Raw genomic sequence first — 24919 nt, 5'->3', positions numbered from 1 at the left:
TGCCCCGACGAAAACGCGCATTCCATCGGGCTGGTTGCCGCAGGAATTGCACCGACGGTGCCCGTTGCCATCGCGCCGCCATGCCCATTTTCTACCCGTGCGTCATCCAGCCTCAAGGGCCAGTTTGGATGACGGATCCGGTCAGAAACGATAGTCCCACCCCAGCGTGAACGTGCGCCCCCGTCCCGCGAAGAAGGCAAGGTTGTCATTGGGAAGGCGGGTGTCGCTGTTATAGTCGATATAGAAGCGGTCGAAGACGTTCTGCGCACTCAGCGTCAAGCCGCCAAAGCGCGTCTGATAGCGCAGGAATGCATCGGTGACATTGTAGCCCGCGAAGTTGTTGCGCGGATCCGGATTCGCCTTGCCGCGAAAATTGCGCGCCAGATAGAATTGGGTTTGCACGCGCGCGGTCAACGGCCCTGCGACATAATCGGCCGCGAGGTTGAGACGATCGGGCGAGATGTTGCTTCCGTCGAGATCGGTATCGACGATCCCGTCCGGCGCGCGCGTATCGCTGTCATAGCGGCCAAGGATATGCGCATAGCCGGTCGAAACACGCAGCCCATCGAGCGGCGTCTTCACGGCGAGGTTCAGCTCCAGGCCCTGGATCTCGACGCGCTGGCGCTGCACCTCGAAGATGCCGTTGCCGAGTGCGAGCAGCACCTGGCCGTTGTTGCTCGACGACCAGAAATATGTCGCGCTGGCATCGAGCGGTCCGCGCTTTACCTCGACCCCAACCTCGCGATTGTTCGAGATGACCGGATCGATCGCGCGGAAACTGGACAGATCGGTACCGGGCGTCCTGACCGAACGGGTGATGCGCCCGATATCAGCCATCGTGAAGCCTTCGGCATAGCTGACATAGGCGCGGATGCCGGGCATCGGCTCGACGATCACGCCGCCATTTGGCATAATCCGGTTGAAACCGGGCTTGCCGCCCTTCACCGCGACGCCGCCATAGGTGGCCGGGTTGGTGCCGTTATAGGTGGTGGAGGCGAGCGTGTGGTAATCGGCGATCCTCACCTTCACATTTTCCCATCGCAGCCCGCCGGCCAGACGCACCACGCCGTCGAACAGCTTCAGATTGGCCTGCGCGAACGGGGCGAGGCTCTGGAAATCGGCGGGCGGCACCCACACGCGATCGGTGGCGATCAGCCGCTGTTCGCTCTTGTCGTACAGCGCGTCGAACCCGATGGTGGCGGTCAGCGCCTCGAACCCCGGCACCGCGCGCTCATAGCTGGCGCGCGCGCCCAGCTTGCGCGAACGATTCTCGGACTGGTCGAGCAACGTGCCGAGCGGGGCGATCGCCGGGTCCTGAAAGGTCGGGATCGGGTTCGGCTCGCCGCCGAACGTGTCATAGGTGCGGTTGAAGAAGATCTGGGCGGTCAGGTTGCCGCCGGCGACGTCGCTGTCGGTATAGGACAGCGACAGCGCCTCGGCGCGGTTGGCCGCGGGCTTGCCCGGCGGGTTGCCGCGCACCGCGCTGGTCGGGATGCCGGCGGTGCGTTTGCCGGCAAGCGGCACGAAATTCCCGTAACCGTTGAGTTCGTAGCGGTTGGCGATCAGGTCGATCCGCCCGGTACCGCGCACCGTCATCCCGATCCGCGCGAACAGGTTCAGCGCGCGCGAATCCTGCGTTTCGCCCTGAGTCAGGTTGATGCCGATACGGCGGTCCTGTGCGTCGTAGAACACCCCGCGCCGCTCGAACGATGCGCCGACCGTCGCGTCGAACGCCCCGGCCTTGTACTGGACAAGGCCCGCCGCCTTACCGCCCAGGGAGTCGTCCTCGAACTTATCGCCAGCGGTGCCTTGCAACAGCGCGCGTCCCGACAAGCCCTCGACGGTCGGTGCGCCGACCGTCACCTGGTTGATGATACCGCCAGTGCCGCCCACGCCCTGCAAGGCGTTGGAGCCATAGATCAGTTCGACCCGATCGACGAAGAAACCATCGATGGTGAAGCCGTCGCGACCGCTGTCGCGCAGCGGCGTCGTCTGGGGGATGCCGTTGATGGCGTATAGCGGCGAGCGGCCGCGCAACGTCTCGCCCGCGCCCGACAGCTTCCCGCGTGTCGGGGAAAAGCTGGGCGTCAGCACTGCGACCGCGTCCGTCACGCTGCCCGAGATGGCGATTTGCTGGTCGAGTGCGGCCTTGCCGATGATATCGATCGTCAGCGGCAGGGCGTTGGGCGGCAGGATTGTGCGTGCCGCGGTCACGACGATGTCGGGATCGCCCTGTTTTTCCTCGCCATCGACAGTCTCGGCCAGCGCCGGTTGGGCGAGCGTCATCACCCCCAGCGCCACGCCACTCAACCACCCGCGCCGTGACATCGATCGAACCAGCATCTTCATTCCCCCCTCGAAACCATTTGGCCCCTGTGGGAGCGCCGACTAACGCAAATAGTTCGCATTACCAAGTGATAATCGAGAACCGCCTGCGATGGCGCGCGCCGTGCTGTCTCAGGTCTATTGGGTCCCCGGCCTCACCGCCGCCCTCGCCCGATCCGCAACGCAGGCAGAGGGCGCGCAGCCCGACGGATCGATGGCGCGGCCGCGATCGTCTCGGCCCCCCACAAAGCGGCGAAGGCGGCGGACGAGGCTATGGTCGGGGTGGCGCAGCGCGACGTCCGGGGCATGCCCCGGACAGGACACTCGCAAAAATGGCGGCGAACAGCGACAGGGTAGAGCTTGGCGCCGCCGCCAAACCGTCCGGGACGGCCGGACCAGCTCAACCGGCTCCGCAGAACCTATCTTCGATGCCCGCCAAACCGAGCGATGACCAAACACTCATGCATGTCGGACGATCATCCAGACGGCCATGGCGATCATCATGACATTCTCCGTCAGGGACAGGAAGCCCAGCGGCACGTTGCTTGCCCCGCCGACACACGCGCATTTCAGATCGCGCCGGTCGATATAGACCGCCTTCACCACCGACACCGCGCCAATGCTCCCGATGAACAGCGCGATCGGCACCGATGCCCAGATCGCCACGCCCGCGATCATCAGCACCCCCGCCAGTCCTTCCGCAAAGGGGTAAATATAGGAATAGGGAACCCAGCGTCTGGCGAGCAGGTCGTAATTCAGGAACATGGTCGCGAAGCTTTCGACATTCTGGAGCTTCAACAACGCCAGCACCGCCATGCTGAATGCGATGAACCATTCGCCCGCCCGCACCGTAAAGGGGCTGTCATAGACCGCCTGCGACGCCGCCAGCGCCATCAACGCGGTCATGACGAACAAGGCCACCACCGGGCGATAGCTCGTCGCCTTGGGATCGGCGACCGGCTTGCCGAAGAAGCGGCGCAGGTCGTCATACCCCCCCACCCGCTCGCCATTGATGAAGATCTGGGGCGTGGTCTTCACGCCATGTTCGGCCTTGAAGGCATCGGTCTCTTCCCGAGTCCGCAACCACCGATCATCGACGACATAGCCTTGTCGCCGGAGCAGGTCCTTGGCCTTCAGTCCATATGGGCAGACATGCTTGTCCAGCACCATGCGGTAAAGGATCGCGGTCTTGGGCGCTGCGGTCACCATCATCTTCTCCGGCCGGGGTACGCCACCCATATGCCGTCCGTACCATGGTACGGAGTCAAGGGCGTGGCCAACTGGACGATTGCAGGACTGGCGCAGAAAGTTGGCGTGGGGGTGGAAACGGTCCGCTATTACCAACGCCGCGGGCTTCTGCCCACGCCCGAACGTTCGCAACTTCGGGGATCGGGGCAGCGCATCCGCCGCTATGGCGAAACCGATCTACGCCGTTTGCGGTTTATCCGTTCAGCCCAGAGCGCCGGTTTCACGCTTGAGCAGATCGGCGAGTTGCTCGCACTGGATGCCACCAATGACCGAATGCAAGTCCGGGCGTTGACACGGGAAAGGATCGCAGCGCTCGATGCCCGGATCGTCGAACTGCAAAAGGCGCGCGCCGTGCTGACCAGGCTGGCGGAGGAGTGCGGCAATGGTCAGGCAGGGCCTTGCCCGATCCTGATATCCCTCGAAACAGGACAGCAGCCGGGCCTGTCGACATAGCGACATGCCTCCTCGCCATGCTGTTCTGGTCAGTCCACGGAGATACGAAGCGGCGCGGCCGTTTCCCTGACGGCCCTCCGACACGCGCCCACGACGCCGTTATGAACGGACAGCGATCACGCGCGACATCGCTTGGGTTAATTCGCAGTCCCCAGGTCGACCGGTGACGGACAATGCGCTGGCGTCGCCCCCGGTCCCGGCCGATAGACCAGCCGTACCCGGCCGGGGCCGGTCGGAACGCAGGCGGCCAGGTGATAGCGGCGCGCCAGCGCATCGCGCAGGATCGCGCGCGTCGCCCGGTTGCCAAAGGCGAAGCGCGGATAATCGTCGACGATCGCGCCCGGCTGCCGGGCCAGAATGTGGCGGATCTCCTCGGCCGGGTCGGTCCCGATCGCGGTTGCGCTGGCTTCGTCCCGGGTGTTCAGATGGCCGGGAAAGACCCAGTGCGAGGGCAGGCAGCTATGGGTCAGCATATAGAGCGCCGGATAGCCGTCATAGACATAGAGACAGCCCGGTGTCGGCGTCGCGGCGCGGGCCACGGCCAGGGCTGCGGCGCGACCGCCCTTGGCGCGTTCGCTGAAGGCCAGCACCATCTGTCCGGCCAAGGCGATCGCCAGGAGGAGGACGGCGATCCAACCCCGTCGCCAGCGGTCGAGCACCGGCGCGGCGACGATGAGCGCGGGCAACAGGACGGGCATCGCATAATGCGGGCTGCCGAACCGCGCATAGAGCAGGATCGCCGCAACCGTCACCGCCAGCCAGATCAGAAGGAAGCGAAACCCGGACCGTCGATCGGGCGTCATCCAGCGCCAGGGACGTCCCAATGCTATGACCAGGACGAGCGGTGACAGGATGCCGATACAGGTGGCCAGCCCTTCCAGCTCGGCGGTCCAGGGGCGCGCGGCCTGTCCGCCGATCGACAGGAAATTGGCGAAGATCCAGGCAGGACCCTGCCCTATCGCACGATAATAGCCATAGGCGGCGATCGTAGGCAGCAACGCCAGCCCGACCCAGACCAGCGCCATGCCCATCAACCGCAGGATACCCGTCCGCGCGCGCCAGCCGAGCCAGAGCAGGATGCAACCAAAGGCGAACCCTTCGGGCAACACCGAATATTTGATCTGGAGCGCCAGCCCGATCGCCGCCATCGCGACCACGCCGCAGGGAAAGAGCCGCCCGCGCCGCTCGACCGCGCGCAGGGTCATGCCGGCTGCGACCAGGACGAGCGCGTTGTAGAAGACGGGGGACTGCCCCCCCTCGCCTTCCATCAGGTTCAGCCAGAGGATATAGAGGATCGCGGCGGCCGTCGCGGCGACCGGCCCGGCAAAGCGCCGCGCGATATGCTGCACGCCATAGGCCGTGGCGATCACGAAGCCGGTCGCGACCAGCTTATAGGCGAGGAAGCCGTCGCCGCCCAGCAAGCGCGCACCGGCATAGAGAAGAAACAGCCCGATCGGCTTGCGATCGAAAATGTCGACATAGGGCAAGGCGCCGTGCAGCATCCGGTCGCCGACCAGCAGATAGAATTGCTCGTCGAACCCGATCACCGGATTGGCAAAGGTCTGGGCCCGCACGATCAGCGCGACCAGCCCCAACAGCATGACCAGGCCGATCGGCCCGATCGCTTTCATCCGTCCCATGTCCCGCCCCGGTTCCATCGCGCGGTGCGATGTGTCGCTTTGGCTCCGAAGGCAAGGGGCGTCATCGTCGATCGACATGACGCATCCGTCATCCACCCTATATATTTCGTACTCGACCGTGCTATTTGCGCGCTCTATGGGCGCAGCCATGGGGCAACATCCTCGACGATCAGAGCGAACGCCACTTTGCGCGTTCTGACCTTCTTGCACAGCTTCGAGCCCGGGGGGGTGGAGCGGATAGCGTTGCGTCTTGTGCGGCGCTGGCGCGACACGGGGCTGGATGCGCCGCTTTTCCTGGGACGCACCGACGGCGCGATGGCCGAGGATGTAGGGGCAGGCCTTGATTTCGTGTCGCCCCGGCGGCGCTGGCCCGGCATCGCGCATTGGGAAACCCTCTGGATGGTCCTGACCCTGCCGCGCGCGGTGAGGATCCTGCGACCGGACATGCTGTTCTGCGCAGGCAATACCTATGCCTTTGTCGCGGTCATGCTCAAGCTGATCCTGGGGCGCGACTGCCCGCCGATCGTGGCCAAGATCAGCAACAATCTGGACCGGGCGGATGCCTCGCTCTTCTACCGCGTCTTCTATCGGATATGGCTGCGCATCCAGGGTCTGGCGATCGACCATTTCGTCGGCATGGAAAAGCCGATGCGCGCCGAGATCGTGCAATGTGTCGGCGTTTCGCCCGCGCGCGTGGCGGTCATTCCCGATCCTGCCCTGTCCGAGGCGCAGATCGTCCGGTTGCGCCAGGACGCCGCCGCCCTGCCCCGGCATGCCGGTGGCGGCCATCGTTTCGTGACGGTGGCCCGGCTGGCCCCGCAGAAGAACCTCGCGCTGATGCTGCGCGGTTTCGCGCAAGGTGGTGATGCCGCGGATACGCTGACCATCTTCGGTGACGGGCCGGAGCGTGCGATGCTCGAAGCGCTGGCGCTGCAACTGGGCGTGTCCGGGCGGGTCGCGTTTCGCGGCTATGTCACCAATCCGGCAGGGCTTTTGTCGCAATATGACACGCTGCTCCTGTCCTCGCACTATGAAGGGGTGCCGGCGGTGATCCTGGAGGCGCTGGCCGCCAATATCGGTATCATCGCCACCGATTGCAGCCGCTCCATGGCCTCCTTGCTGCAACAGGGGGCCTTGGGCACGCTGGTGCCGGTGGGCGATGAAGCAGGGTTCGCCGCCGCGATCCGAACCGCGCGGCCGCAGAGCCAGGACGCCCGCCGTACGCTGCACCAGGCCCGACGCTTCACGATCGAGCATGGTGCGGACCACTATATCCGGGTGATGCGCAATGTCCTGCGCCGTCGGGCCGCCCCCGCTCCGATGATCGGCGAAGTGGTCACGCCCCAGACCTGATTGCCCGGACACTTGCTGGCCGGGATCGGCGATATGGCCGCCGCCAGATTGGGCCGCGCGCGATATGCGCGACGCTGACGGCCCGGCTCAGGCCAGTCCGTATTTGCGGGCCCGGTCGGGCAGATGCGGGTCCAGCGCCAGGGCGGCGGCCTGGTCGCGGCTGGCGGCCTCCGCCTGCCCCAGTCGCTTCTCCGCGAGGCTGCGGATGTAGAGCGGCCAGGCCCGGCTGGGATGAATCGCCAGGGCAGCGTTCAGGTCGGCGATGGCCGCCTGACCGTCGCCGCGACGAAAGGCGACGAGCCCCCGGCTATCGAGGAAAGACGCATTGCCGGGCACCTCGCGGATGGCGGCGTCGCAGTCGCGACGGGCCTGGTCCAGGTCTTTGTTGGCGAGCGCACGGGCCCAGCAGCGACCGTTCTGCGCCTCCGCCCGGTGGGCATCGTCACGGTGCGTATCGAGCCACAGGTCGAACTGACCGATCGCGGCGTCGAAGGCGTCCGCACGCGAATAGAGCTGGCCGACGCGCATCCGGGTGGCGTCCTCGCGCGGCAATTGCCCCGCCACGCTGTCGAGATCGGCGATCGCCCCACCGGGATTGCCGAAGCGCAGGCGCAGGTCGGCGCGCAGCATCCGGGCCTCGACGTCCTTGGGATCGAGCGTCAGCGTGGTGTTCAGATCATCGAGCGCCAGCACGGGGCGCCGCTGGATGAGATACGCCAGCGCGCGTTGCCGGGGAAAGCGCGGGTCCTGGGGGGCCAGCGTGATCGCCTTCGAAAAGGCCTCGACCGCGTGGGGCATGTCGTGCTGCGTCTGGAACATCGCGCCGCGACGGCTGAAATCCTCGGCGTCATTGGCGGGCGCGGTGGGGCCGGAGGTCGCGTCGTTCTGGACGATGGTGGCGCTGGTCGGATCGACCCGCGTGCTCGTGTCGAACAGGCGACCGCCATTATAGGTGAAATAGATGCGATGCTGGCTGTTCGAGACATAGAGCCGGTGCGATACGAAATAGTCCGCGCCCAGCAGCATGTCGGTATCGACCGCGCCCAGATCGGTAATGCGCAGCCGCACATTGTGCAGTTCTTCCTCACCGATCTTCAGCAGGTTGAAGCGGCCGATCCACTCCCTGGCGACGCGATGTCCGAGCCCGGTACTCCAGCCCGCCTCGACCACCCCCGGATCGCCGGGATGCACCCCCGCGCGGGCCGCGGCGCGCAGCGAGATGACGGTGCGCGCCGCGCCGGTGTCGAAGGTGGCGTTGAGCTTCGCGCCGTCCAGCTGGACGGTGGCGACGGTGTGACGCTGACGGTCGCTGCGCGGTTCGATCGGAATCACGAAATACGGTTTACCCTCGGTCCAATAGGCCATGATCGCCTTGCCGCAGTCATTGGCGCGGAACAGGCGAACCATGCCGCCGGGCAGGTCATATTCGACATCGGCCAGCCCCAGCACATTCTGTCCGAGCAGGCCGGTCTGGCCGATATCGGTGCCCCCAACGACGAATTCGACGCGCGGAACGTCCAGCTTGGCCAGCGAGAAGCGCTCGACCGTCGTGACCCAGGCCTCGCTGCTGCCGCCGACCCCGTTCAAGCGAAAGCCGAAGGGCAGTGGTCGCAATGCCAGGCCCAGGGCCTTGGCGGCGGGAGGAGAGATGGTGCTGTAAAAAGCCCCGCTGTCGAGCAGGAACGCGGCGGGCTTGCCGTTGATGCTGGTTTCGACCACCGGGCGCAGGCCCTGCATCGTGACCGGGATACTCGCCATGAGCGAGGCCTTGCACGACGTCGAGGCAGCCAATGCCGCCGATACCGGTGCGGTCATCGCCGCGATGCCCAGCAGCGCCAATGATATGATCGCGCCAGCGTCCTTCATCCCCCTCACGCCACCCCCCGTTCGGTCTTTGATCGGCACGGCGTATCAAATGCCATATTCGCTTCCGATAACGAACAACTGACATTTTCGACAGCAAGAGCGCGGGCGGGATCAAGACCCACCCGAATAGTCCTTCTTCCTCGATAGATACAGCGCGCGCGACTGGGTGGTCGCCGACACCCAAAATCCCGTTTCGTCTTTGAGACCGCCGTCCATGCCAGCCGGATGCTTGTCGATCATGGTGAAGACGGCGCCGGTATAGCGCCGGTCGACCCCGGCGAAAGTTCGCTCCACCTCACCGGCCAACCCATTCTGTCCTTCGATCGGGGGATGGTCTTCATGACAGCGTCCGATCATCGAAATCGCGATCGGTGGCCGACGCCTGCGTCGAGACAATCGCCCGGCCATGTGGTGGATCGACCTTTGGGCTTGAGGCCGCATCGGCAGAGTCGCTAGGCGCGTACTTGCACAAAGGAGGACGCATGGCCGCTGCCAATGACACCGCCACACTTGGACCGCTTGATTCGTTCGTCGGCTATCACATGAGACGTGCGTCCGCCCGGATGTCTGTCGATTTCCATGCGGCGATGGCGGAAACCGGGATCCGGCAGGTCGTCTTTGGCGTCCTTTCGGTCATTGCCGCCAACCCCGGCATAAACCAGGGCCAGATCGGCAAGGTCCTGGGGATTCAGCGCGCGAACATGGTGTCGCTCATCGGCGAGCTGACCGATGCGGGCTATGTTTCGCGCACCACCTCCCCGGAGGACCGCCGGGCCTTCGTCTTCCAGCTGACCGATCGCGGCGCGGCCGCCTTTGCCGATGGCCTGGCCCGCATCCGCCTGCACGAAGACCGGTTGTTGCGAGACCTCTCCGTGGGAGAGCGCGAGACGCTCGTCGCGCTTCTCAAAAGGATTCAGGCCTCGGGAGCGGACTGACGCAAACCGGCTTGCGGCCCCTCCTCCATTAAGTTATATGGGATAACAATAATGGGAGAGGGACGATGTCGATCGTCATCGAGAAGGCGACGGAATTCGCCACATTCGAACGGCTGAACCCGGTCACCGGGCAGGTTGCATCTATTAGCCGTGCCGCCGGTATCGCCGATGCGGATGCCGCGGTGGAACGCGCGGCCACGGCCTTTGCCAGCTGGTCGATCATGGGCCCGACCGCCCGCCGTGCCGCATTGATGCGCGCCGCCGACGCGCTGGAGGCCCGCGCGGACGCCTTTGTCGACGCGATGATGGGGGAAATCGGCGCCACCGAGGGATGGGCCCGCTTCAACCTGATGCTCGCCGCCGCCATGGTGCGCGAGGCGGCGGCGCTCACCACCCAGATCGGCGGCGAGGTGATCCCGTCCGACAAGCCCGGCTGCATCGCCATGGCCGTGCGCGAGCCCGTCGGCGTGCTGCTCGGCATCGCGCCCTGGAATGCGCCGATCATCCTCGGCGTCCGCGCCATCGCCGTGCCGCTCGCCTGCGGCAACACCATGGTGCTCAAGGCAAGCGAACAATGCCCGCGCACCCACAGCCTGATCGCCGAGGCCTTTGCCGATGCGGGGCTGCCGGAGGGTGCGGTGTCGATCGTCACCAACGCGCCGGACGATGCCGCCGAGATCGTCGGCGCGCTGATCGACGATCCCAGGATCCGCCGGATCAACTTCACCGGCTCCACCCATGTCGGCCGGATCATCGCCCAGCGCGCCGCCGGCCATCTGAAGCCGGTGCTGCTGGAGCTGGGCGGCAAGGCCCCGCTGATCGTGCTCGACGACGCCGATCTCGACGAGGCGGTGAAGGCCGCCGCGTTCGGCGCCTTCATGAATCAGGGCCAGATCTGCATGTCGACCGAACGGATCATCGTGCTCGACGCCGTTGCCGATGCCTTTGTCGAGATGTTCGCCGCCAAGGTGGCGACGCTGGGCGTCGGCGATCCGCGCGAGGGCACGGCGCCGCTCGGCGCGGTGGTCGATCGCAAGACGGTGGGGCATGTCCAGTCGCTCGTCGCCGATGCCGTGGCGAACGGCGCGGTGCAGGTCGCCGGCGGTCCGACGGACGGCGTGCTGATGCCCGCGCATGTCGTCGATCGCGTCACCCCCTCTATGCGCCTGTTCCGCGAGGAGAGCTTCGGCCCGGTCGTCGGCATCATCCGCGCCGCCGACGAAGAGGCCGCGATCGCGCTGGCGAACGACAGCGAATACGGCCTGTCGGCCTCCGTCTTCACGCGTGACACGGCACGGGGGCTGCGGGTCGCGCGGCGGATCCAGTCGGGCATCTGCCACATCAACGGGCCGACCGTGCACGACGAGGCGCAGATGCCGTTCGGCGGCGTCAAGGCCAGCGGCCATGGCCGTTTCGGCGGCAGGGCCGGTATCGATTCCTTCACCGAGCTGCGCTGGATCACGATCGAGACCCAGCCCGGCCATTATCCGATCTGAACCCAAGCAAGGATTGCACATGACCGAAACGAGCAGCAACGGCGTCGTGGCCTACGACGTCGAAGGCGGAATCGCGTGGGTACGCTTCAACCGTCCCGAGAAGCGCAACGCCATGTCGCCCACCCTGAACCGCGACATGATGGAGGTGCTCCACGCGCTGGAATTCCGCGACGATGTCGGCGTGCTGGTGCTGAGCGGCGAAGGCACCGCCTGGTCCGCCGGCATGGATCTCAAGGAATATTTCCGCGAGACCGAGGCGGGCGGCCTGGGGGCGGTGCGACAGGCGCAGCGCGAGAGCTATGGCTGGTGGCGGCGGCTGCGCTGGTACCAGAAGCCGACCATCGCGATGGTGAATGGCTGGTGCTTCGGCGGCGGCTATGGCCCACTTTTCGCCTGCGACCTCGCCTTCGCGGCGGACGACGCGCAGTTCGGCCTTTCCGAGATCAACTGGGGCATCCTGCCCGGCGGCGGGGCGACCAAGGTGGCGGTGGAGCTCGCCTCGTTCCGCAACGCCATGTACCACGCGCTGATGGGCGAGAATATCGACGGCAGGACCGCCGCCGAATGGGGCCTGGTGAACGAGGCGCATCCGCTCGACCGGCTCAAGGCGCGCGTCACCGACGTGGCCAACGTGCTTCTGAAGAAGAACCCGGTGGCGCTCAAGGCGACCAAGGACGCGATCCGCCGCGTCTCGATCATGAGCTATGACGATGCCGAGGACTATCTGGTCCGCGCCCAGGAAGCCGCGAACAGCTTCGACAAGGAAGGCCGCCAGGAAGGCATCCGCCAGTTCATCGACGAGAAGAGCTACAAGCCCGGTCTCGGCGCGTACGACAAGGATCGCACCCGCGCCTGATCTTCCCCTGCCCTCTTGGAACGGACGCCAGCGATGGATCTCGCCCGCCTGCTTACTCCCCGTTCGGTCGCCATCGTCGGCGCCTCCGAGAAACCCGGCGCGCTCGGCGCGACGGTGCTCGCCAACCTCGTCCGCCACGGTTTCGCGGGCGACATCCACCTGATCAACCCCAGGCGGGACACGATCGAGGGGCGGCCCTGCCTCGCCTCGATCGACCAGCTGCCGCCCGGGGTGGACGCCGCCATCCTCGCCATCCCCGGCCCCGCCGTGCTCGACGCCATCCGGGCGTTGGCCGCGCGCGGCGTGGGCGCGGCGATCATCTTCTCGGCAGGGTTTGCCGAGGGCGGCGCGGACGGGCTGGCGGCGCAGGCCGAAGTGGCACGCATCGCCCGCGAGCATGGCATGGTGGTGGAAGGGCCGAACTGCCTCGGCCTCGTCAACAATATCGCCGGCGTCCCGCTCACCTTTGTCGAGATGCCGCCGCTGGACGTGACGGGCCGGCCCTGCGTCGGCATCGTCTCGCAATCCGGCGCGATGGCGGCGGTGCTGGGCACGACGCTGACGGGCAAGCAGCTCGGCGTCTCGGCCTGGATCTCGACCGGCAACGAAGCAGCCTCCGGGGTCGAGGATTATGTCGCCTGGCTGATCGACGAGCCGAACACCCGCGTGATCGCGATGATCGTCGAGCAGTTCCGCAAGCCCGCGCGCTTCCTGGACCTGGCGGCGCGGGCAAAGGCGGCGGGCAAGCCGATCGTGCTGCTCCACCCCGGCACGTCGAGCGCCGCGCGCGACAGCGCCGCCACCCATACCGGCGCGATGGCGGGCGACTGGTCGCTGATGAAGACCAAGGTCACCCGCGCGGGCGTGGTGGTGGTCGAAAGCCTGGAGGAACTGGGCGACGTCGCCGAGATTCTGGCGCGCACCCCGCTGCTGCCGCAGGGCGGCGTCGCGGTGCTGGCGGAATCGGGCGCGTTCAAGGCGCTGACGCTCGACCTCGCCGAGCGGATCGGCATGCCCCTCCCCGCGATCGGCGGCGCGACCCATGACGCGATCCGCGCGACGCTGCCGGATTTCATCGGCGTCTCCAACCCGATGGACCTGACCGCGCAGGCGCTGGTCGATCCCGACCTGTACCGCCGCACGCTGGCCCCGCTCCTCGCCGACCCGGCCTATGCCGCGGTGGTGCTGGGCATCATCCAGACCGATATCGGCACCTGCGCCCGCAAATTCCCGCCGATCACCGCGGCGGTGCGGACGCTCGCCCCTACCAAGCCGGTGATCCTCGCCGGGCTGGACGAAGGCGCACCGGTGCCGCCGGAGACGATCGCGGCGCTCCATGCCGAGAATGTCCCCTATTTCCCCACCGCTGACCGCGCCTTTCGCGCGCTGACCCGCCTGCTCGCGCCCGAGCGGTACCAGGCGGTCGAGGCCGTGATGCCGATCACGCTCGATCTGCCGCGTGGCGTGGTGCCGGAATATCGGGCGAAGCGCGCGCTCGCCCCCCATGGCATCCCGTTCCCGCCGGGCGACTTCGCCCAGACCCCGGACGAGGCCGTCGCCATCGCGGCGCGGGTGGGCTATCCGGTCGCCCTGAAGGCGCAGGCCGTGGCGCTCAGCCACAAGAGCGATGCGGGCGGCGTGATCCTCTCCATCGCCGACGAAGCCGCGCTGCGGGCGGCCTGGCGGCGGCTCCATGACAATGTCGCGGCCTATGATGCCGGGATCGTGCTCGAAGGCGCGGTGGTCGAGGCGATGGGCGAACGCGGCGTCGAGCTGATCGTCGGCGCGCGCAACGATCCCGAATGGGGGCCGGTGATCCTGGTCGGCCTGGGCGGGGTGACCGCCGAGCTGATGAAGGATGTATGCCTGCTGCCCCCGGACCTGACCCGCGACAGCATCGTCGCGGCGCTGCGCCGGCTGAAGGGTGCGGCGCTGTTCGACGGCTATCGCGGCGCACCGGCGGTCGACCTCGATGCGGTCGCGGCGATCGTGCAGACGCTCGGCCATATACTAGCCGGCACGCCCGCCATTCGTGAGATCGACCTCAATCCGGTGATCGCCCGTCCCGACGGCGCGGTCGCGCTCGACGCGCTGATCCTCACCGCCTGAGCCGCGTTCGGAAGGCGGTCGGCGTGGGCCACCCTGGCCCCCGCCGACCGCCGACCACCATTACGCCGGGGCGGCTCCGGGATCGATCAGGCCATGGGCGGCGGCCCAGTCGGCGATCGCCGCCGCCGTCGCCTCGGGCGCCTCGACCGGCAGCATATGGCCCGCGCCGTCGACGATGCGCAGCATGGCCTGCGGGGCAAGCGCGTGCATCGCCGCGTGCTGGGCGGGTGGCGACCAGCGATCCCGGTCGGCCGAAAGCAACAGCACCGGACCGCCATAGCCCGCCAGTATCGGCCCCGCATCGGGACGATCGAGCAGCGCGGCGATCTGGCCGAGATAGGCGTCCAGCGGATAGGCCTCCACCATCGCGCGCAGGCCGGGCATCAGCGCCTCGACCCGCGCCGGTGCCGCGCCCATCATCGGCGGCAGCCAGGCCGCGGCGAGCGCCGCCATGCCCTGTGTCCGGGCGATGTCGATCAGGCGCTGGCGCCCGGCCCCCTCGTTTTCCGCGGGCGGATGCACCCCGGTATTGGCGAGCACCAGCCCGGCGATCCGCCCCGGCGCCTGCCGCACCGCCTCCAGCGCGACGCGCCCGCCCATCGAATGGCCGACCAGCACGAGCGGCCCCGTGGTCGCCGCCAGCAGCGACTCCGCCATGGCGGCCAGCGAATCGAAGCCGGGAAAGGCGAAGATCCGTCCCGGCAACGTTTCCGTCACCGGCGACCAGACCCGCGCATCGCTCAGCAATCCGCAGAGAAAAACGAAGCTTGGGAACGGCTTGGACATCGGCATCGCTCCTTTCGGGCAGATCGACACTGCCCCTTTCCGAATGGATTATTGTATGCCAATGATACATTCAAAGAGCAATCGATGGAGGGAATCGGATGATCAGCAAGGACGGCGTGTCGTATCGGGTCGAGGATCGCATCGCCTGGGTCTATTTCGCCCGCCCCGAAAAGCGGAACGCCATGAACCCCGCGCTCAACCGGCGCATGGCGGAGGTGTTCGACGAGCTGGAATTCCGCGACGATGTCGGCGTCCTGGTGCTGGGCGGCGAGGGCAATGCCTGGTCCGCCGGCATGGATCTCAAGGAATATTTCCGCGAGACCGAGGCACAGGGACTGGGCGGCATCCGCAAGTCGCAGCGCGAAAGCTATGGCTGGTTCCGCCGCCTGCGCTGGTTTCAGAAGCCCACGATCGCGATGGTCAATGGCTGGTGCTTCGGCGGCGGCTTCGGCCCGCTCTTCGCCTGCGACCTGGCGGTGGCGGCCGACGACGCCCGGTTCGGGCTGAGCGAGATCAACTGGGGCATCCTGCCGGGCGGCGGCGTCACCAAGGTGGTGGTCGACCTACTGCCGATGCGCGACGCGATGTGGCTGACGCTGACAGGCGACCTGATCGACGGCAGGCAGGCCGCCGCCTGCCGCCTGGTCAATGAAAGCGTCCCGGCCGATCGCCTGGAGGCGCGCGTGCGCGAGATCGCCGAACTGCTGCTCAAGAAGAACCCCGTCGCGCTCAAATACGCCAAGGACGCGGTGCGCCGCGTCGGCAACCTGACCTATGACGAGGCCGAAGACTATCTCGTGCGGATGCAGGAAGCGGCCAACTTCCACGACAAGAGCGAAGGCCGCAAGGAAGGCATCCGCCAGTTCATCGACGAAAAGAGCTACAAGCCCGGGCTGGGCAGCTACGACCTCAATCGCAGCTGAGCGGGTCGTGGATCCGTTGCAGCAGCTGGAGTAGCGTGGCGCGGTCGGTGCTGGACAGATCGGCAAGGAGCGGCGCTTCGGAATCGCGGAGCCGCGCGATCATCTCGGGCAACCGCGTCTCGCCCTCCCCGGTCAGGTGCAGCGCGTGGCTGCGCAGGTTGCGCCCCGCGCGCCGCTCCACCAGCCCGCGCTCCACCAGCAGGTTGACCAGCTTCATCGCGCTCGCGCGGTTGATCGACAGGGCCCTGCCCAGCGCCGACTGGTCGAGGCCCGGCTGGGCGCGGATCAGCGCCAGCGCCGTCACCCGCGCGGGCGAGATGCCATAGGGCGCCAGCACGGCATAGGCCGCGTCCATCAGCCGGAGGCGCGCCATCTGCAGCTGGTAGCCGATCAGCGCATCGAGTTCGGGATCCTTTGGAGGCAGCTGGGTCATCTTGTCCATTTGGTATGCCTGGGATACATTTAATCAAAATAGAAAATCCGCCGCGGCGAGTCGCGGCCTGTTTTAGGAGAATGGCATTGGAACGCACCTTCAAGCTGTTGATCAATGGCGAGGCGGTCGATGGCGCATCGCAGTTCGACGTCGTCAATCCCGCCACCGCCCAACCGTTCGCCCGCTGCCCCAGGGCGGATGCCGCGCAGCTGAACGCCGCCGTCGCCGCGGCCAAGGCCGCATTCCCCGCCTGGGCGGCGACGCCGATCGAGGAGCGCGCCGCCCGGGTCGAGGCGGTCGCCGCGCGGCTGCAGGAGCGGCTGAGCGAATTCGCCAGCCTGCTCACCACCGAACAGGGCAAGCCGCTCGATCAGGCGACTGGCGAGGTGATGGGAACGGTGTTCACGCTGCGCGCCTTTACCGAGATGCGCCCGGAAACCAGGATATTGCGCGATGAGGGCGGCAACCGCATCGTCGAGCATCGCACGCCGCTGGGCGTGGTCGCGGCGATCACGCCGTGGAACTTCCCGATGATCCTGGCGGCGAACAAGATCGGCCCGGCGCTGGTCGCGGGTAATACGATGGTACTCAAGCCCGCGCCGACGACGCCGCTCACCTCGCTGCTGCTGGGCGAGATCTTCGCCGAGCTGCTGCCGCCGGGCGTGATCAACATCGTCTGCGACCAGAATGATCTCGGCGCGCTGCTCACCACCCATCCCGATGTCGCCAAGGTCGCCTTCACCGGCTCGACCGCGACCGGCAAGAAGGTGATGGCCAGCGCCGCCGATGGGGTGAAGCGGGTGACGCTGGAACTGGGCGGCAACGACGCGGCCATCGTGCTGGATGACGTCGAGCCGGCCCTGGCCGCGCAGAAGGTCTTCCAGGGCGCGATGTACAACGCCGGACAGATCTGCGTGGCGGTGAAGCGCGCCTATGTACCCGAAGGCATGTACGAGGCCTTTTGCGACGAGATCGCGCAGCTTGCCCGCGACGCGGTGGTCGATGACGGCGCCAAGCAGGGGGCCACGGTCGGCCCGGTGCAGAATGCGATGCAGTTCGAGAAGGTGAAGGCGCTGATTGAGGATGCCCGGCAGCGCGGCACCATAGTTGCCGGCGGCGACGCGCTGGACCGCCCCGGCTATTTCATCGCGCCGACGATCGTCCGCGATCTCGACGACGACGCGCCGCTGGTGCGCGAGGAGCAGTTCGGCCCGGTGCTGCCGGTGCTGAAATATCGCGACATCGAGGAGGTGATCGCCCGCGCCAATGATTCCGATTATGGCCTGGGCGGCACGATCTGGGGCCGCGACGTCGCCCGCGCGACGGACGTGGCGATGAAGATCGACAGCGGCACGGTGTGGGTGAACCAGCATCTCGCCATCGATCCGCGCATTCCGTTCCGCGGATCGAAGCAATCGGGTCTGGGCGGCGAACTCGGCCAGGCGGGGCTGCACGAATATACCCAGGCGCATATCGTCAACGCCGTCGAGCTGGAGCCGTCCGCCTGAGCGCGGTCGAACATTTCACCACCCAGGGGGTGCCGCTCCCGCGGCGGCACCTCTTCTGGCGCGACATCGTCGCCAAAGCCTTTCCGGGCATGACCGCCATCGCCCCCGAAGGCATCCGCGCCGATCTCGCCCGGTGGCGCCTGGGTCCGGTGGGCCTCGCCCGCGCCCGCAGCGGGCGGGCGCAGGTCCGCCGCGAGATGAATCGTGACGGGCACCATGTCGTGCTTCATCTCCAGCGGCGCGGGCGGCTGACCATGCTGCACGGCGACGCGGCCGTCTCGGGGGGCGTGGGCGACATCCTGGTCGCCGACGACAGCCGGCCCTATACGATCGATATCTCCGACGCGAACGACTGCCTGATCGTGCAAGTCCCCGCCGACCAGCTGGTCGACGGCATCGGGCTCGACGCGCTGCATGGCCGGCTGCTGCCGGGGCAGGTTCCGCACGTCGCCTTCCTCAACCGCATGCTGCTCGGCCTGTGGGACCAGCGCGCGATGCTCGACGAGGTCGATGACGGCGTGGGCGGGTTGCTGGTCGATGCGACGCGGCTGGTCTTCCGCCAGCAGCGCAACGCGCCATTGGCCGCAGGCGGCGCCGAGACCCCCGTCGCCCATGCGCTGCGCCACCTGAACGATCCCGAGCTCGGCACGGCCAGCCTGTGCGCGGCAACCGGCCTCAGCCCCCGTGCCGTCCAGAAGGCGTTCCTGCGCGAAACCGGCCTGACCCCCACCGCCTTCGTCGCCGAACGCCGGCTCACCCATGCCGCCGAACTGCTGGTGACAGAGCCGGGGCGCAGCGTGACCGATATCGCCTTTACGCTCGGTTTCAACGACGCCGCCTTCTTCAGCCGGTGCTTCCGCCGCCGCTTCGGCACCACGCCGCGCGAGTGGCGCATGGCGGGTGCGCGTCCGTCCTGATCGCGGTGCGCGCCCGTCCAAGACGGGCACGCGGCGAGGCGGTAGCCTTCCTGCACAAACGCCAAAAGGCGTGTCATCGGGAGAGGAAAATGCGCATTGGTCTCGCCACGGCCCTGCTCGCTTCGGCGGCATGGACGGCCCCCGTCTGGGCCCAAACCACCGAACAACCCACCCAGCCGGACGCCAGGCAACAGGATGGCGGCATCGCGGAGATCGTCGTGACGGCCCAGAAGCGCGCCGAGAACGTCCAGGACGTGCCGATCGCCATTTCCGCCTTTGGCGCCGACACGCTGCAGGAGCGCGCCGTCGGCAGCATCTCCCAGCTCTCCGCCATCGCGCCCAACGTCAATCTCGATGCCGGCACGCCCTTTTCGGGGTCGCCTGCGGTGCTCTCCGCCTATATTCGCGGCATCGGCTCGGACGATTTCGCCTTCAACATCGACCCTGGCGTCGGCCTCTATCTCGACGGCGTGTACCTCGCCCGGACGGTGGGCGCGAACCAGGACCTCATGGACGTCGCCCGCGTCGAGGTGCTGAAGGGTCCGCAGGGCACGCTGTTCGGCCGCAACACGATCGGCGGCGCGATCTCGATCGTCACCCGCGATCCGGGCAAGGCGTTCCGCGTCCAGGGCGACGTGACCACCGGCAGCTACAAGCGGCTGAACGCCCGCGGCGCGATCGACATCCCGATCGCCGAGGGGCTGGGCGCGATCCTCAGCTTCGGGGTGCAATCGCGCGACGGCTTCCTGAAACGCATCCCCTATCCGGACCAGCGCGTCAACAACACCCCGTCCTACACCGCGTTCGCCGCCGCCGGCTACGGCAACGCCCCGCGCGAGGGCGGCAACGACAACTGGAACCTGCGCGGCAAGGCCAAATGGTCCAATGGCGGCCCGCTCTCCCTTACCATCTCGGGCGATTATAGCCGCGACAAGGGCACCAGCGCCAACAAGCTGATCGCCACGGCCGAAGCGGTTCCCGGCAATTTCGCCGGCACGTCCAACCTGCCCGGCACCGGTTTCGATCCCACCGGCACCACCGGATTCAACTTTGCCGGGCTCTACAATTTCTGCATCGGCGCCACCCAGGCGCAGATCGCGGCGCGCGGTGCCTCGGCGCTGTGCGGCACCTCCGCCACGCAGTTCACCCCGCACCTCCAGATACCGAGCTATGCCGGGGTCAATGTCGACGCCAACCCGCTGAACAACCGCCTGCCCTGGGACAGCCGCTACCTCATCGCCGACCCGGACAAGAGCTATGCCACCGGCAACGCCTTTTCCGACCTCAAGAACTGGGGCTTTTCCGGGGTGATCGACTATGACCTGAGCGACGCGATCGCGCTCAAGTCGATCACCGCCTATCGCCAGCTCGAATGGGCCGCCGGTCTCGACGCCGACGGTTCGCCGCTCAACTTCCTCCAGCTCAGCTTCAGGATGCATCAGTGGCAGTTCAGCCAGGAAGTGCAGCTGCTCGGCAAGGCGCTGGACAACAAGCTGAACTATGTGCTCGGCGGCTATTACTTCAAGGAAGCGGGCAATCTCCACGATTATGTGACCTTCGCCGAGGGCCAGGTGCAGCTGGACGGCCCCAACCGGCTGGAGACCGCCAATTATGCCGCCTTCGGCCAGATCGACTATCGCGCCACCGACTGGCTGGGCGTGACGATCGGCGGCCGCTACACCAAGGAGAAGAAGCGCTTCGAGGGCGGCCAGCAGGAACTCAACGGCTTCAACTACAAGCTGTTCGGCTGTTCGGACGCGAACGGCAACATCACCCCGAACGGCCCCTACCCGCTCGCCCCGGTTTCCTGCCAGACCGGACTGGGCTATCCCGATCCGAGCAATCCGGTGCGCGTCTATGTGCCCGGCATGAACCGCAAGACATTCAGCGACTTCTCGCCCAAGTTCGGCGTGCAGCTGCATCCGAGCGACGCGATCATGGTCTATGGCAGCTGGTCGCGCGGCTACAAGACCGGCGGCTGGACCACGCGCCTCACCAACCCGCAGGGCAATGTCGCGCCCGATTTCAACGAGGAAAGCGCGAAGACCATCGAGCTCGGCGTCAAGTCGACGCTGTTCGAACGCAAGCTGCAGCTCAACGCCGCGGCGTTCACCACCGACTATAGGGACATTCAGCTCAACATCCAGGTCGGCACCTCGCCCACCATCGCCAATGCCGGCGACGCGCGGATCCGCGGCTTCGAGCTGGAGGCGATCGCGGCCCCCATGCGCGGGCTGACCATCAACGGCTCGGTCGGCTATATCGACGCCTATTACACCCGCGTCTCGGCCGCCGCCGCCGCGGTGGGGGGGCCAAGTTCCTTCCAGGCGGGCACCGTGGTCGGCGCGGCGCTGCCCAAGACGCCGAACTGGAAGACCAATATCTCGCCGCGCTACGAGACGCGGATCGGCAATGGCGGATCGGTGATCCTGCTCGCCGACTGGAGCCATGCCAGCAGCGTGTGGAACGATACCCAACGGACCTTCGTGCTGCGCCGCAAGGCGGTCGATCTCGTCAATGCCAGCATCGCCTATCAGGAGCCGGGCGACCATTGGACGCTGACGGTGGGCGGCACCAACCTGACCGACAATCGCTACCTCACCTCCGGCGGCTCCAACATCGCCGCCGGCACCTTCTTCGGCACCTATAGCCGTCCGCGCGAATGGTATGCGCGCCTCGGCTTCAAATTCTAAGGGAAGCACGATCATGGACATTCAGGCAGCCGTCACCGAGGCCGCAGGCGGCAGCTTCCGCATCGAGAGGCTGCGGATCGACTCGCCGGGCCCCGACCAGGTGCTGGTCCGGATCGTCGCCTGCGGCATCTGCCATACCGACATGGTGATGCGCGACGGCGCGCTGCCGGTGCCCTTCCCTGCCGTGTTCGGGCATGAGGGCGCCGGCGTGGTCGCGGCGGTGGGGCCGGGGGTGACTGGCCTCGCGCCGGGCGACACGGTGCTGCTCAGCTTCGACAGCTGCGGCGCCTGCCCGGCCTGCCACGATCATCAGCCCGGCTATTGCCCCGAATTCTTCCCGCGCAACTTCCTCGGCGTGCTTGGGCCCGAACAGGGCGGGCTGTGGCGCGGCGGGGAACGGATCGGCAGCAACATCTTCGGCCAGTCCGCCTTTGCCACCCACGCGCTCGCCCATCCGCGCAACGTGGTGAAGGTGGATGCCGACCTGCCGCTCCACCTGCTCGCGCCGCTGGGCTGCGGCATCCAGACCGGCGCGGGCACGGTGCTGGAGACGCTGAAGGTGGGCGCGGGCCAGTCGATCGCGGTGTTCGGCGCCGGTGCCGTCGGGCTGGCCGCGGTCATGGCGGCGGCGATTGCCGGCGCGGGGCGGATCGCGCTGCTCGACCGCCACGCGCACCGGCTCGATCTCGGACGCGAATTGGGTGCGACCGACACCGCCACCAGTCTCGATGCGCTCGCCGGGCCTTTCGACCATATCGTCGACACCACCGGCGTCCCGGCCCTGCTCGGCCCGGCGGTCGATCTGCTCGCCACGCGCGGCACGCTGGCGCTGGTCGGCGCCTATCCGTCCGATCCCAGGCTCACGATCGACGCGTCGGCGATCATGAGTCTTGGTCGCCATATCGTCGGCGTGGTGGAAGGCGGCATCGATCCGCAGCGCTTCCTGCCTGCGCTGATCGCGCATTACCGGGCCGGCCGGCTGCCGATGGAGAAGCTGGTCCGCACCTATCCCTTCACCGCCATCGCCCAGGCCGTCCAGGATTCGGAATCCGGCACCGTGATCAAGCCGGTGCTGCTCATGGAGCAGGATGCGTGACCGCGACCACGCCGCGCCCCGACGTCGCCGCCTTCCTGGCCAGTCTGGCGGAAAGCGCCGCCCCGCCGCTTTCGGCGTTGACGGTCTCGGCGGCGCGGCTCGCGATGCGTGCGACTTGCGTCGTCGCCGATCTGCCGCCGCGCCCGCTGGCGCGCGTGCAGGATCAGACGATAGCCGGGCCCGCCGGGCCGATCGCCACGCGGCTCTACGATCGCCGGGCCGATCGCCTCATCAGTCCGCTGGTCCTGTTCTTCCATGGCGGCGGCTTCGTGATCGGCGATCTCGACACGCATCACAGCGTCTGCACTTGGCTGGCCGACACGCTGGATCTGCCGGTGCTGGCGATCGACTATCGCCTGGCCCCCGAACATCCCTATCCCGCCGCCGCGGACGATGCCGAAGCCGCCGCCCGCTGGATCGCCGGTACGCAGGACATATTCGGCTTTCGGATCACCGGTCTCATCCCCTGCGGCGACAGTGCCGGCGGCAATCTCGCCATCGTCACGACGCAGCAATTGGCGCATCGCCCCGCGCCCGTGCCGGTGCTGGCCTGCTGGACGCTCTATCCCTATGTCGGCGGGGGAACCGACTGGCCCTCCCACCGCACCTTTGGCGAAGGCTTTTTCCTCGGTGCCGAGGACATGGCCTGGTTCAATCGACACTATGATGCTGCGATCGGCGATCCGCGCCACGATTGCCTGGACGGGCCGATCCCCGCGGTGCCGCTGCTGCTGCATACCGCCGCGCTCGATCCGCTGCACGACGCGGCCCATGCCTATGCCGACCGGGTGGAAGCGAGCGGCGTTCCGGTACGACGGCTGGAGGCCTCGGGGATGATCCACGGCTTCATCCATTTCCGCCAAGCGCTCCCGTCCGCGCAGCGGGATTGTGCCGCCTTCGCGGCCGCCGCGACGGACATGCTCGCGGCGCTTCGGCACGACGCCGGGCAGGACACCATGCCGGCCTGAACATATGTTGGATTCAAGAACGGAGACTATGCATGCCCGGGCAAGCCGCCACTGCGCCTATCGCTTCGCAACCCTGGCCCAAGGACGCCTGGTACGTTGCGGCATCGGCCGATGAACTCACCGACCGCCCGCTCGCCCGCACGATCTGCGGCCAGCCCATGGTGTTCTTCCGCGGCGCCGAAGGACAGGTCGTCGCGCTTGAGGATTTTTGCCCGCATCGCGGCGCCCCGCTGTCGCTCGGCTTCGTCCGGGATGGCGAACTGGTGTGCGGCTATCACGGCCTGGTGATGGGGTGCGCCGGTCGCGCCACCGCGATGCCCGGCCAGCGGGTGGAGAAGTTCGCCGCGATCCGCCGCCTCGCCGTGCTGGAGCGCTACGGTTTCCTATGGGTATGGCCAGGCGACGCCGAGACCGCCGATCCCGCCAGGCTGCACCATCTCGAATGGGCGGAGAGCCCCGAATGGGCCTATGGCGGCGGCTATTATCATATCGACTGCGATTATCGCCTGATGATCGACAACCTCATGGACCTGACCCATGAGACCTATGTCCACAGCAGCAGCATCGGCCAGAAGGAGATTGACGAGGCCCCGGTCGAAACGCTCGTCACGGGCGAAGAGGTGATCACGCGCCGGTTCATGGACGGCATCGAGGCGCCGCCTTTCTGGAAGATGGCGCTGCGCGGCGCGGGGCTGCCGGACGAGCAGCCGGTCGATCGCTGGCAGATCTGCCGCTTCACCCTGCCCAGCCATGTGCTGATCGAAGTGGGCGTCGCCATCGCCGGCAAGGGAGGCTACCAGGCCGAGGATCGCTGGAAGGCGTCCAGCATCGTGGTCGACTTCATCACGCCCGAGACCGAGACCTCGCATCATTATTTCTGGGGCATGGCCCGCCGGTTCGCCGTGGCGGACAAGGACCTGACCGACACGATCCGCTCCGGCCAGGGCACCATCTTCGGCGAGGATCTGGAGATGCTCGAACGGCAGCAGGCGAACCTGCTGCGATACCCCGAGCGCCGGCTGATGAAGCTGAACATCGATGCCGGCGGCGTGCGCTCCCGGTTGATGATCCACCGCGCGATCGCCGCCGAACGCGAGCCCGAGCCGGAAGCCGTCTGACGCCAACCCGCCGATGCGCTGGAGGGCGATAGCGCCGCGCCCTCCACCGCGTTCCGTGCGCCGGACGGCCTAGGGTCAGGACCCATTGATGTGGGAGGCGCGATCTGATTCAGGCTCCGTGAGGAGAGAGTGGATGAGCGACCTGTACTGGCTGACGGATGAGCAGATGGCGCGTCTGCAACCGTTCTTTCCCAAG

Annotated in this window: 21 protein-coding genes; 14 read left to right on the top strand and 7 right to left on the bottom strand. The window is 67.3% G+C overall.

The annotated features are described in order from the left end of the window. Positions 1–141: 141 nt before the first annotated feature. Positions 142–2343: a TonB-dependent receptor gene (locus RN629_RS15360; RefSeq protein ID WP_407036035.1), complete on the bottom strand. Its 2202-nt coding sequence runs from the start codon at positions 2341–2343 to the stop codon at positions 142–144. Positions 2344–2784: 441 nt separating this feature from the next. Beyond that, positions 2785–3564 carry a MauE/DoxX family redox-associated membrane protein gene (locus tag RN629_RS15355; protein WP_407036017.1) on the bottom strand — a complete coding sequence of 260 codons (780 nt, stop codon included), beginning with the start codon at positions 3562–3564 and terminating at the stop codon, positions 2785–2787. A gap of 33 nt (positions 3565–3597) precedes the next feature. On the opposite strand from RN629_RS15355, the gene RN629_RS15350 reads away from it, so the two are divergent. Then, the gene (locus RN629_RS15350) at positions 3598–4026 is read left to right on the top strand and encodes a MerR family transcriptional regulator (RefSeq protein ID WP_407036016.1); all 429 of its coding nucleotides are present in this window, start codon (positions 3598–3600) and stop codon (positions 4024–4026) included. Positions 4027–4163: 137 nt separating this feature from the next. On the opposite strand, the gene RN629_RS15345 is transcribed toward RN629_RS15350, so the two are convergent. Then, positions 4164–5666 carry a hypothetical protein gene (locus RN629_RS15345; protein WP_407036015.1) on the bottom strand — a complete coding sequence of 501 codons (1503 nt, stop codon included), beginning with the start codon at positions 5664–5666 and terminating at the stop codon, positions 4164–4166. A gap of 228 nt (positions 5667–5894) precedes the next feature. Between RN629_RS15345 and RN629_RS15340 the strand changes: the two genes are divergently transcribed. Then, the gene (locus RN629_RS15340; RefSeq protein ID WP_407036034.1) at positions 5895–7019 is read left to right on the top strand and encodes a glycosyltransferase; all 1125 of its coding nucleotides are present in this window, start codon (positions 5895–5897) and stop codon (positions 7017–7019) included. Between the two features lie 87 nt (positions 7020–7106). Here the strand turns inward: RN629_RS15340 and RN629_RS15335 are convergent, their stop codons facing one another. Further along, the gene (locus RN629_RS15335) at positions 7107–8777 is read right to left on the bottom strand and encodes an aspartyl protease family protein (protein ID WP_407036014.1); all 1671 of its coding nucleotides are present in this window, start codon (positions 8775–8777) and stop codon (positions 7107–7109) included. Here RN629_RS15335 and RN629_RS15330 point away from each other — a divergent pair. Beyond that, complete coding sequence (locus tag RN629_RS15330) at positions 8776–8967, top strand: hypothetical protein (protein WP_407036013.1); 192 nt, start codon at positions 8776–8778, stop codon at positions 8965–8967. The two genes, RN629_RS15335 and RN629_RS15330, sit on opposite strands and share 2 nt — an antisense overlap. A gap of 29 nt (positions 8968–8996) precedes the next feature. Here RN629_RS15330 and RN629_RS15325 read toward each other — a convergent pair whose 3' ends face one another. Beyond that, positions 8997–9191 carry a hypothetical protein gene (locus RN629_RS15325; RefSeq protein ID WP_407036012.1) on the bottom strand — a complete coding sequence of 65 codons (195 nt, stop codon included), beginning with the start codon at positions 9189–9191 and terminating at the stop codon, positions 8997–8999. 176 nt (positions 9192–9367) lie between these two features. Between RN629_RS15325 and RN629_RS15320 the strand changes: the two genes are divergently transcribed. From RN629_RS15320 to RN629_RS15305, 4 genes are all read left to right on the top strand, one after another. Next, a complete protein-coding gene (locus RN629_RS15320; protein WP_407036011.1) occupies positions 9368–9820 on the top strand; it encodes a MarR family winged helix-turn-helix transcriptional regulator in 453 nt (150 codons plus the stop codon). A gap of 65 nt (positions 9821–9885) precedes the next feature. Beyond that, positions 9886–11316, top strand: a complete 1431-nt coding sequence (locus tag RN629_RS15315) for an aldehyde dehydrogenase (RefSeq protein WP_407036010.1) — start codon at positions 9886–9888, stop codon at positions 11314–11316. A gap of 19 nt (positions 11317–11335) precedes the next feature. Next, entirely contained in the window at positions 11336–12172 is an 837-nt protein-coding gene (locus RN629_RS15310) for a p-hydroxycinnamoyl CoA hydratase/lyase (protein WP_407036009.1), read from the top strand. A 33-nt stretch (positions 12173–12205) separates the two neighbouring features. Further along, positions 12206–14281, top strand: coding sequence for an acetate--CoA ligase family protein (locus RN629_RS15305; protein ID WP_407036008.1), 2076 nt, complete (start codon positions 12206–12208; stop codon positions 14279–14281). Positions 14282–14341: 60 nt separating this feature from the next. Here the strand turns inward: RN629_RS15305 and RN629_RS15300 are convergent, their stop codons facing one another. Then, on the bottom strand, positions 14342–15067 hold the full coding sequence (locus RN629_RS15300) for an alpha/beta fold hydrolase (protein WP_407036007.1): 726 nt from the start codon (positions 15065–15067) through the stop codon (positions 14342–14344). A 98-nt stretch (positions 15068–15165) separates the two neighbouring features. On the opposite strand from RN629_RS15300, the gene RN629_RS15295 reads away from it, so the two are divergent. After that, on the top strand, positions 15166–15990 hold the full coding sequence (locus RN629_RS15295; protein ID WP_407036006.1) for a p-hydroxycinnamoyl CoA hydratase/lyase: 825 nt from the start codon (positions 15166–15168) through the stop codon (positions 15988–15990). On the opposite strand, the gene RN629_RS15290 is transcribed toward RN629_RS15295, so the two are convergent. Beyond that, positions 15977–16432: a MarR family winged helix-turn-helix transcriptional regulator gene (locus tag RN629_RS15290; RefSeq protein ID WP_407036005.1), complete on the bottom strand. Its 456-nt coding sequence runs from the start codon at positions 16430–16432 to the stop codon at positions 15977–15979. The genes RN629_RS15295 and RN629_RS15290 overlap by 14 nt on opposite strands. Before the next feature lie 77 nt (positions 16433–16509). Between RN629_RS15290 and RN629_RS15285 the strand changes: the two genes are divergently transcribed. The 6 genes from RN629_RS15285 to RN629_RS15260 all read left to right on the top strand — a co-directional run bounded on the left by RN629_RS15285 (position 16510) and on the right by RN629_RS15260 (position 24723). After that, positions 16510–17931 (top strand): aldehyde dehydrogenase family protein, encoded by a 1422-nt coding sequence (locus RN629_RS15285; RefSeq protein ID WP_407036033.1) that lies wholly within the window; start codon positions 16510–16512, stop codon positions 17929–17931. A gap of 29 nt (positions 17932–17960) precedes the next feature. Then, the gene (locus tag RN629_RS15280) at positions 17961–18848 is read left to right on the top strand and encodes an AraC family transcriptional regulator (RefSeq protein WP_407036004.1); all 888 of its coding nucleotides are present in this window, start codon (positions 17961–17963) and stop codon (positions 18846–18848) included. Between the two features lie 89 nt (positions 18849–18937). After that, positions 18938–21541: a TonB-dependent receptor gene (locus RN629_RS15275; RefSeq protein ID WP_407036003.1), complete on the top strand. Its 2604-nt coding sequence runs from the start codon at positions 18938–18940 to the stop codon at positions 21539–21541. A 13-nt stretch (positions 21542–21554) separates the two neighbouring features. After that, on the top strand, positions 21555–22637 hold the full coding sequence (locus RN629_RS15270) for an NAD(P)-dependent alcohol dehydrogenase (RefSeq protein ID WP_407036002.1): 1083 nt from the start codon (positions 21555–21557) through the stop codon (positions 22635–22637). Next, positions 22634–23605 (top strand): alpha/beta hydrolase, encoded by a 972-nt coding sequence (locus tag RN629_RS15265; protein ID WP_407036001.1) that lies wholly within the window; start codon positions 22634–22636, stop codon positions 23603–23605. The genes RN629_RS15270 and RN629_RS15265 overlap by 4 nt, the downstream gene beginning before the upstream one ends. A 32-nt stretch (positions 23606–23637) precedes the next feature. After that, positions 23638–24723, top strand: a complete 1086-nt coding sequence (locus RN629_RS15260) for a Rieske 2Fe-2S domain-containing protein (protein WP_407036000.1) — start codon at positions 23638–23640, stop codon at positions 24721–24723. Positions 24724–24919 lie beyond the last annotated feature (196 nt).

It is taken from the genome of Facivitalis istanbulensis (genome assembly GCF_040560405.1).
Lineage (GTDB): Bacteria > Pseudomonadota > Alphaproteobacteria > Sphingomonadales > Sphingomonadaceae > Sphingomonas > Sphingomonas istanbulensis.
Note: the sequence above shows the minus strand (reverse complement) of the source record. Positions and strands in the feature narration are given on the sequence as shown.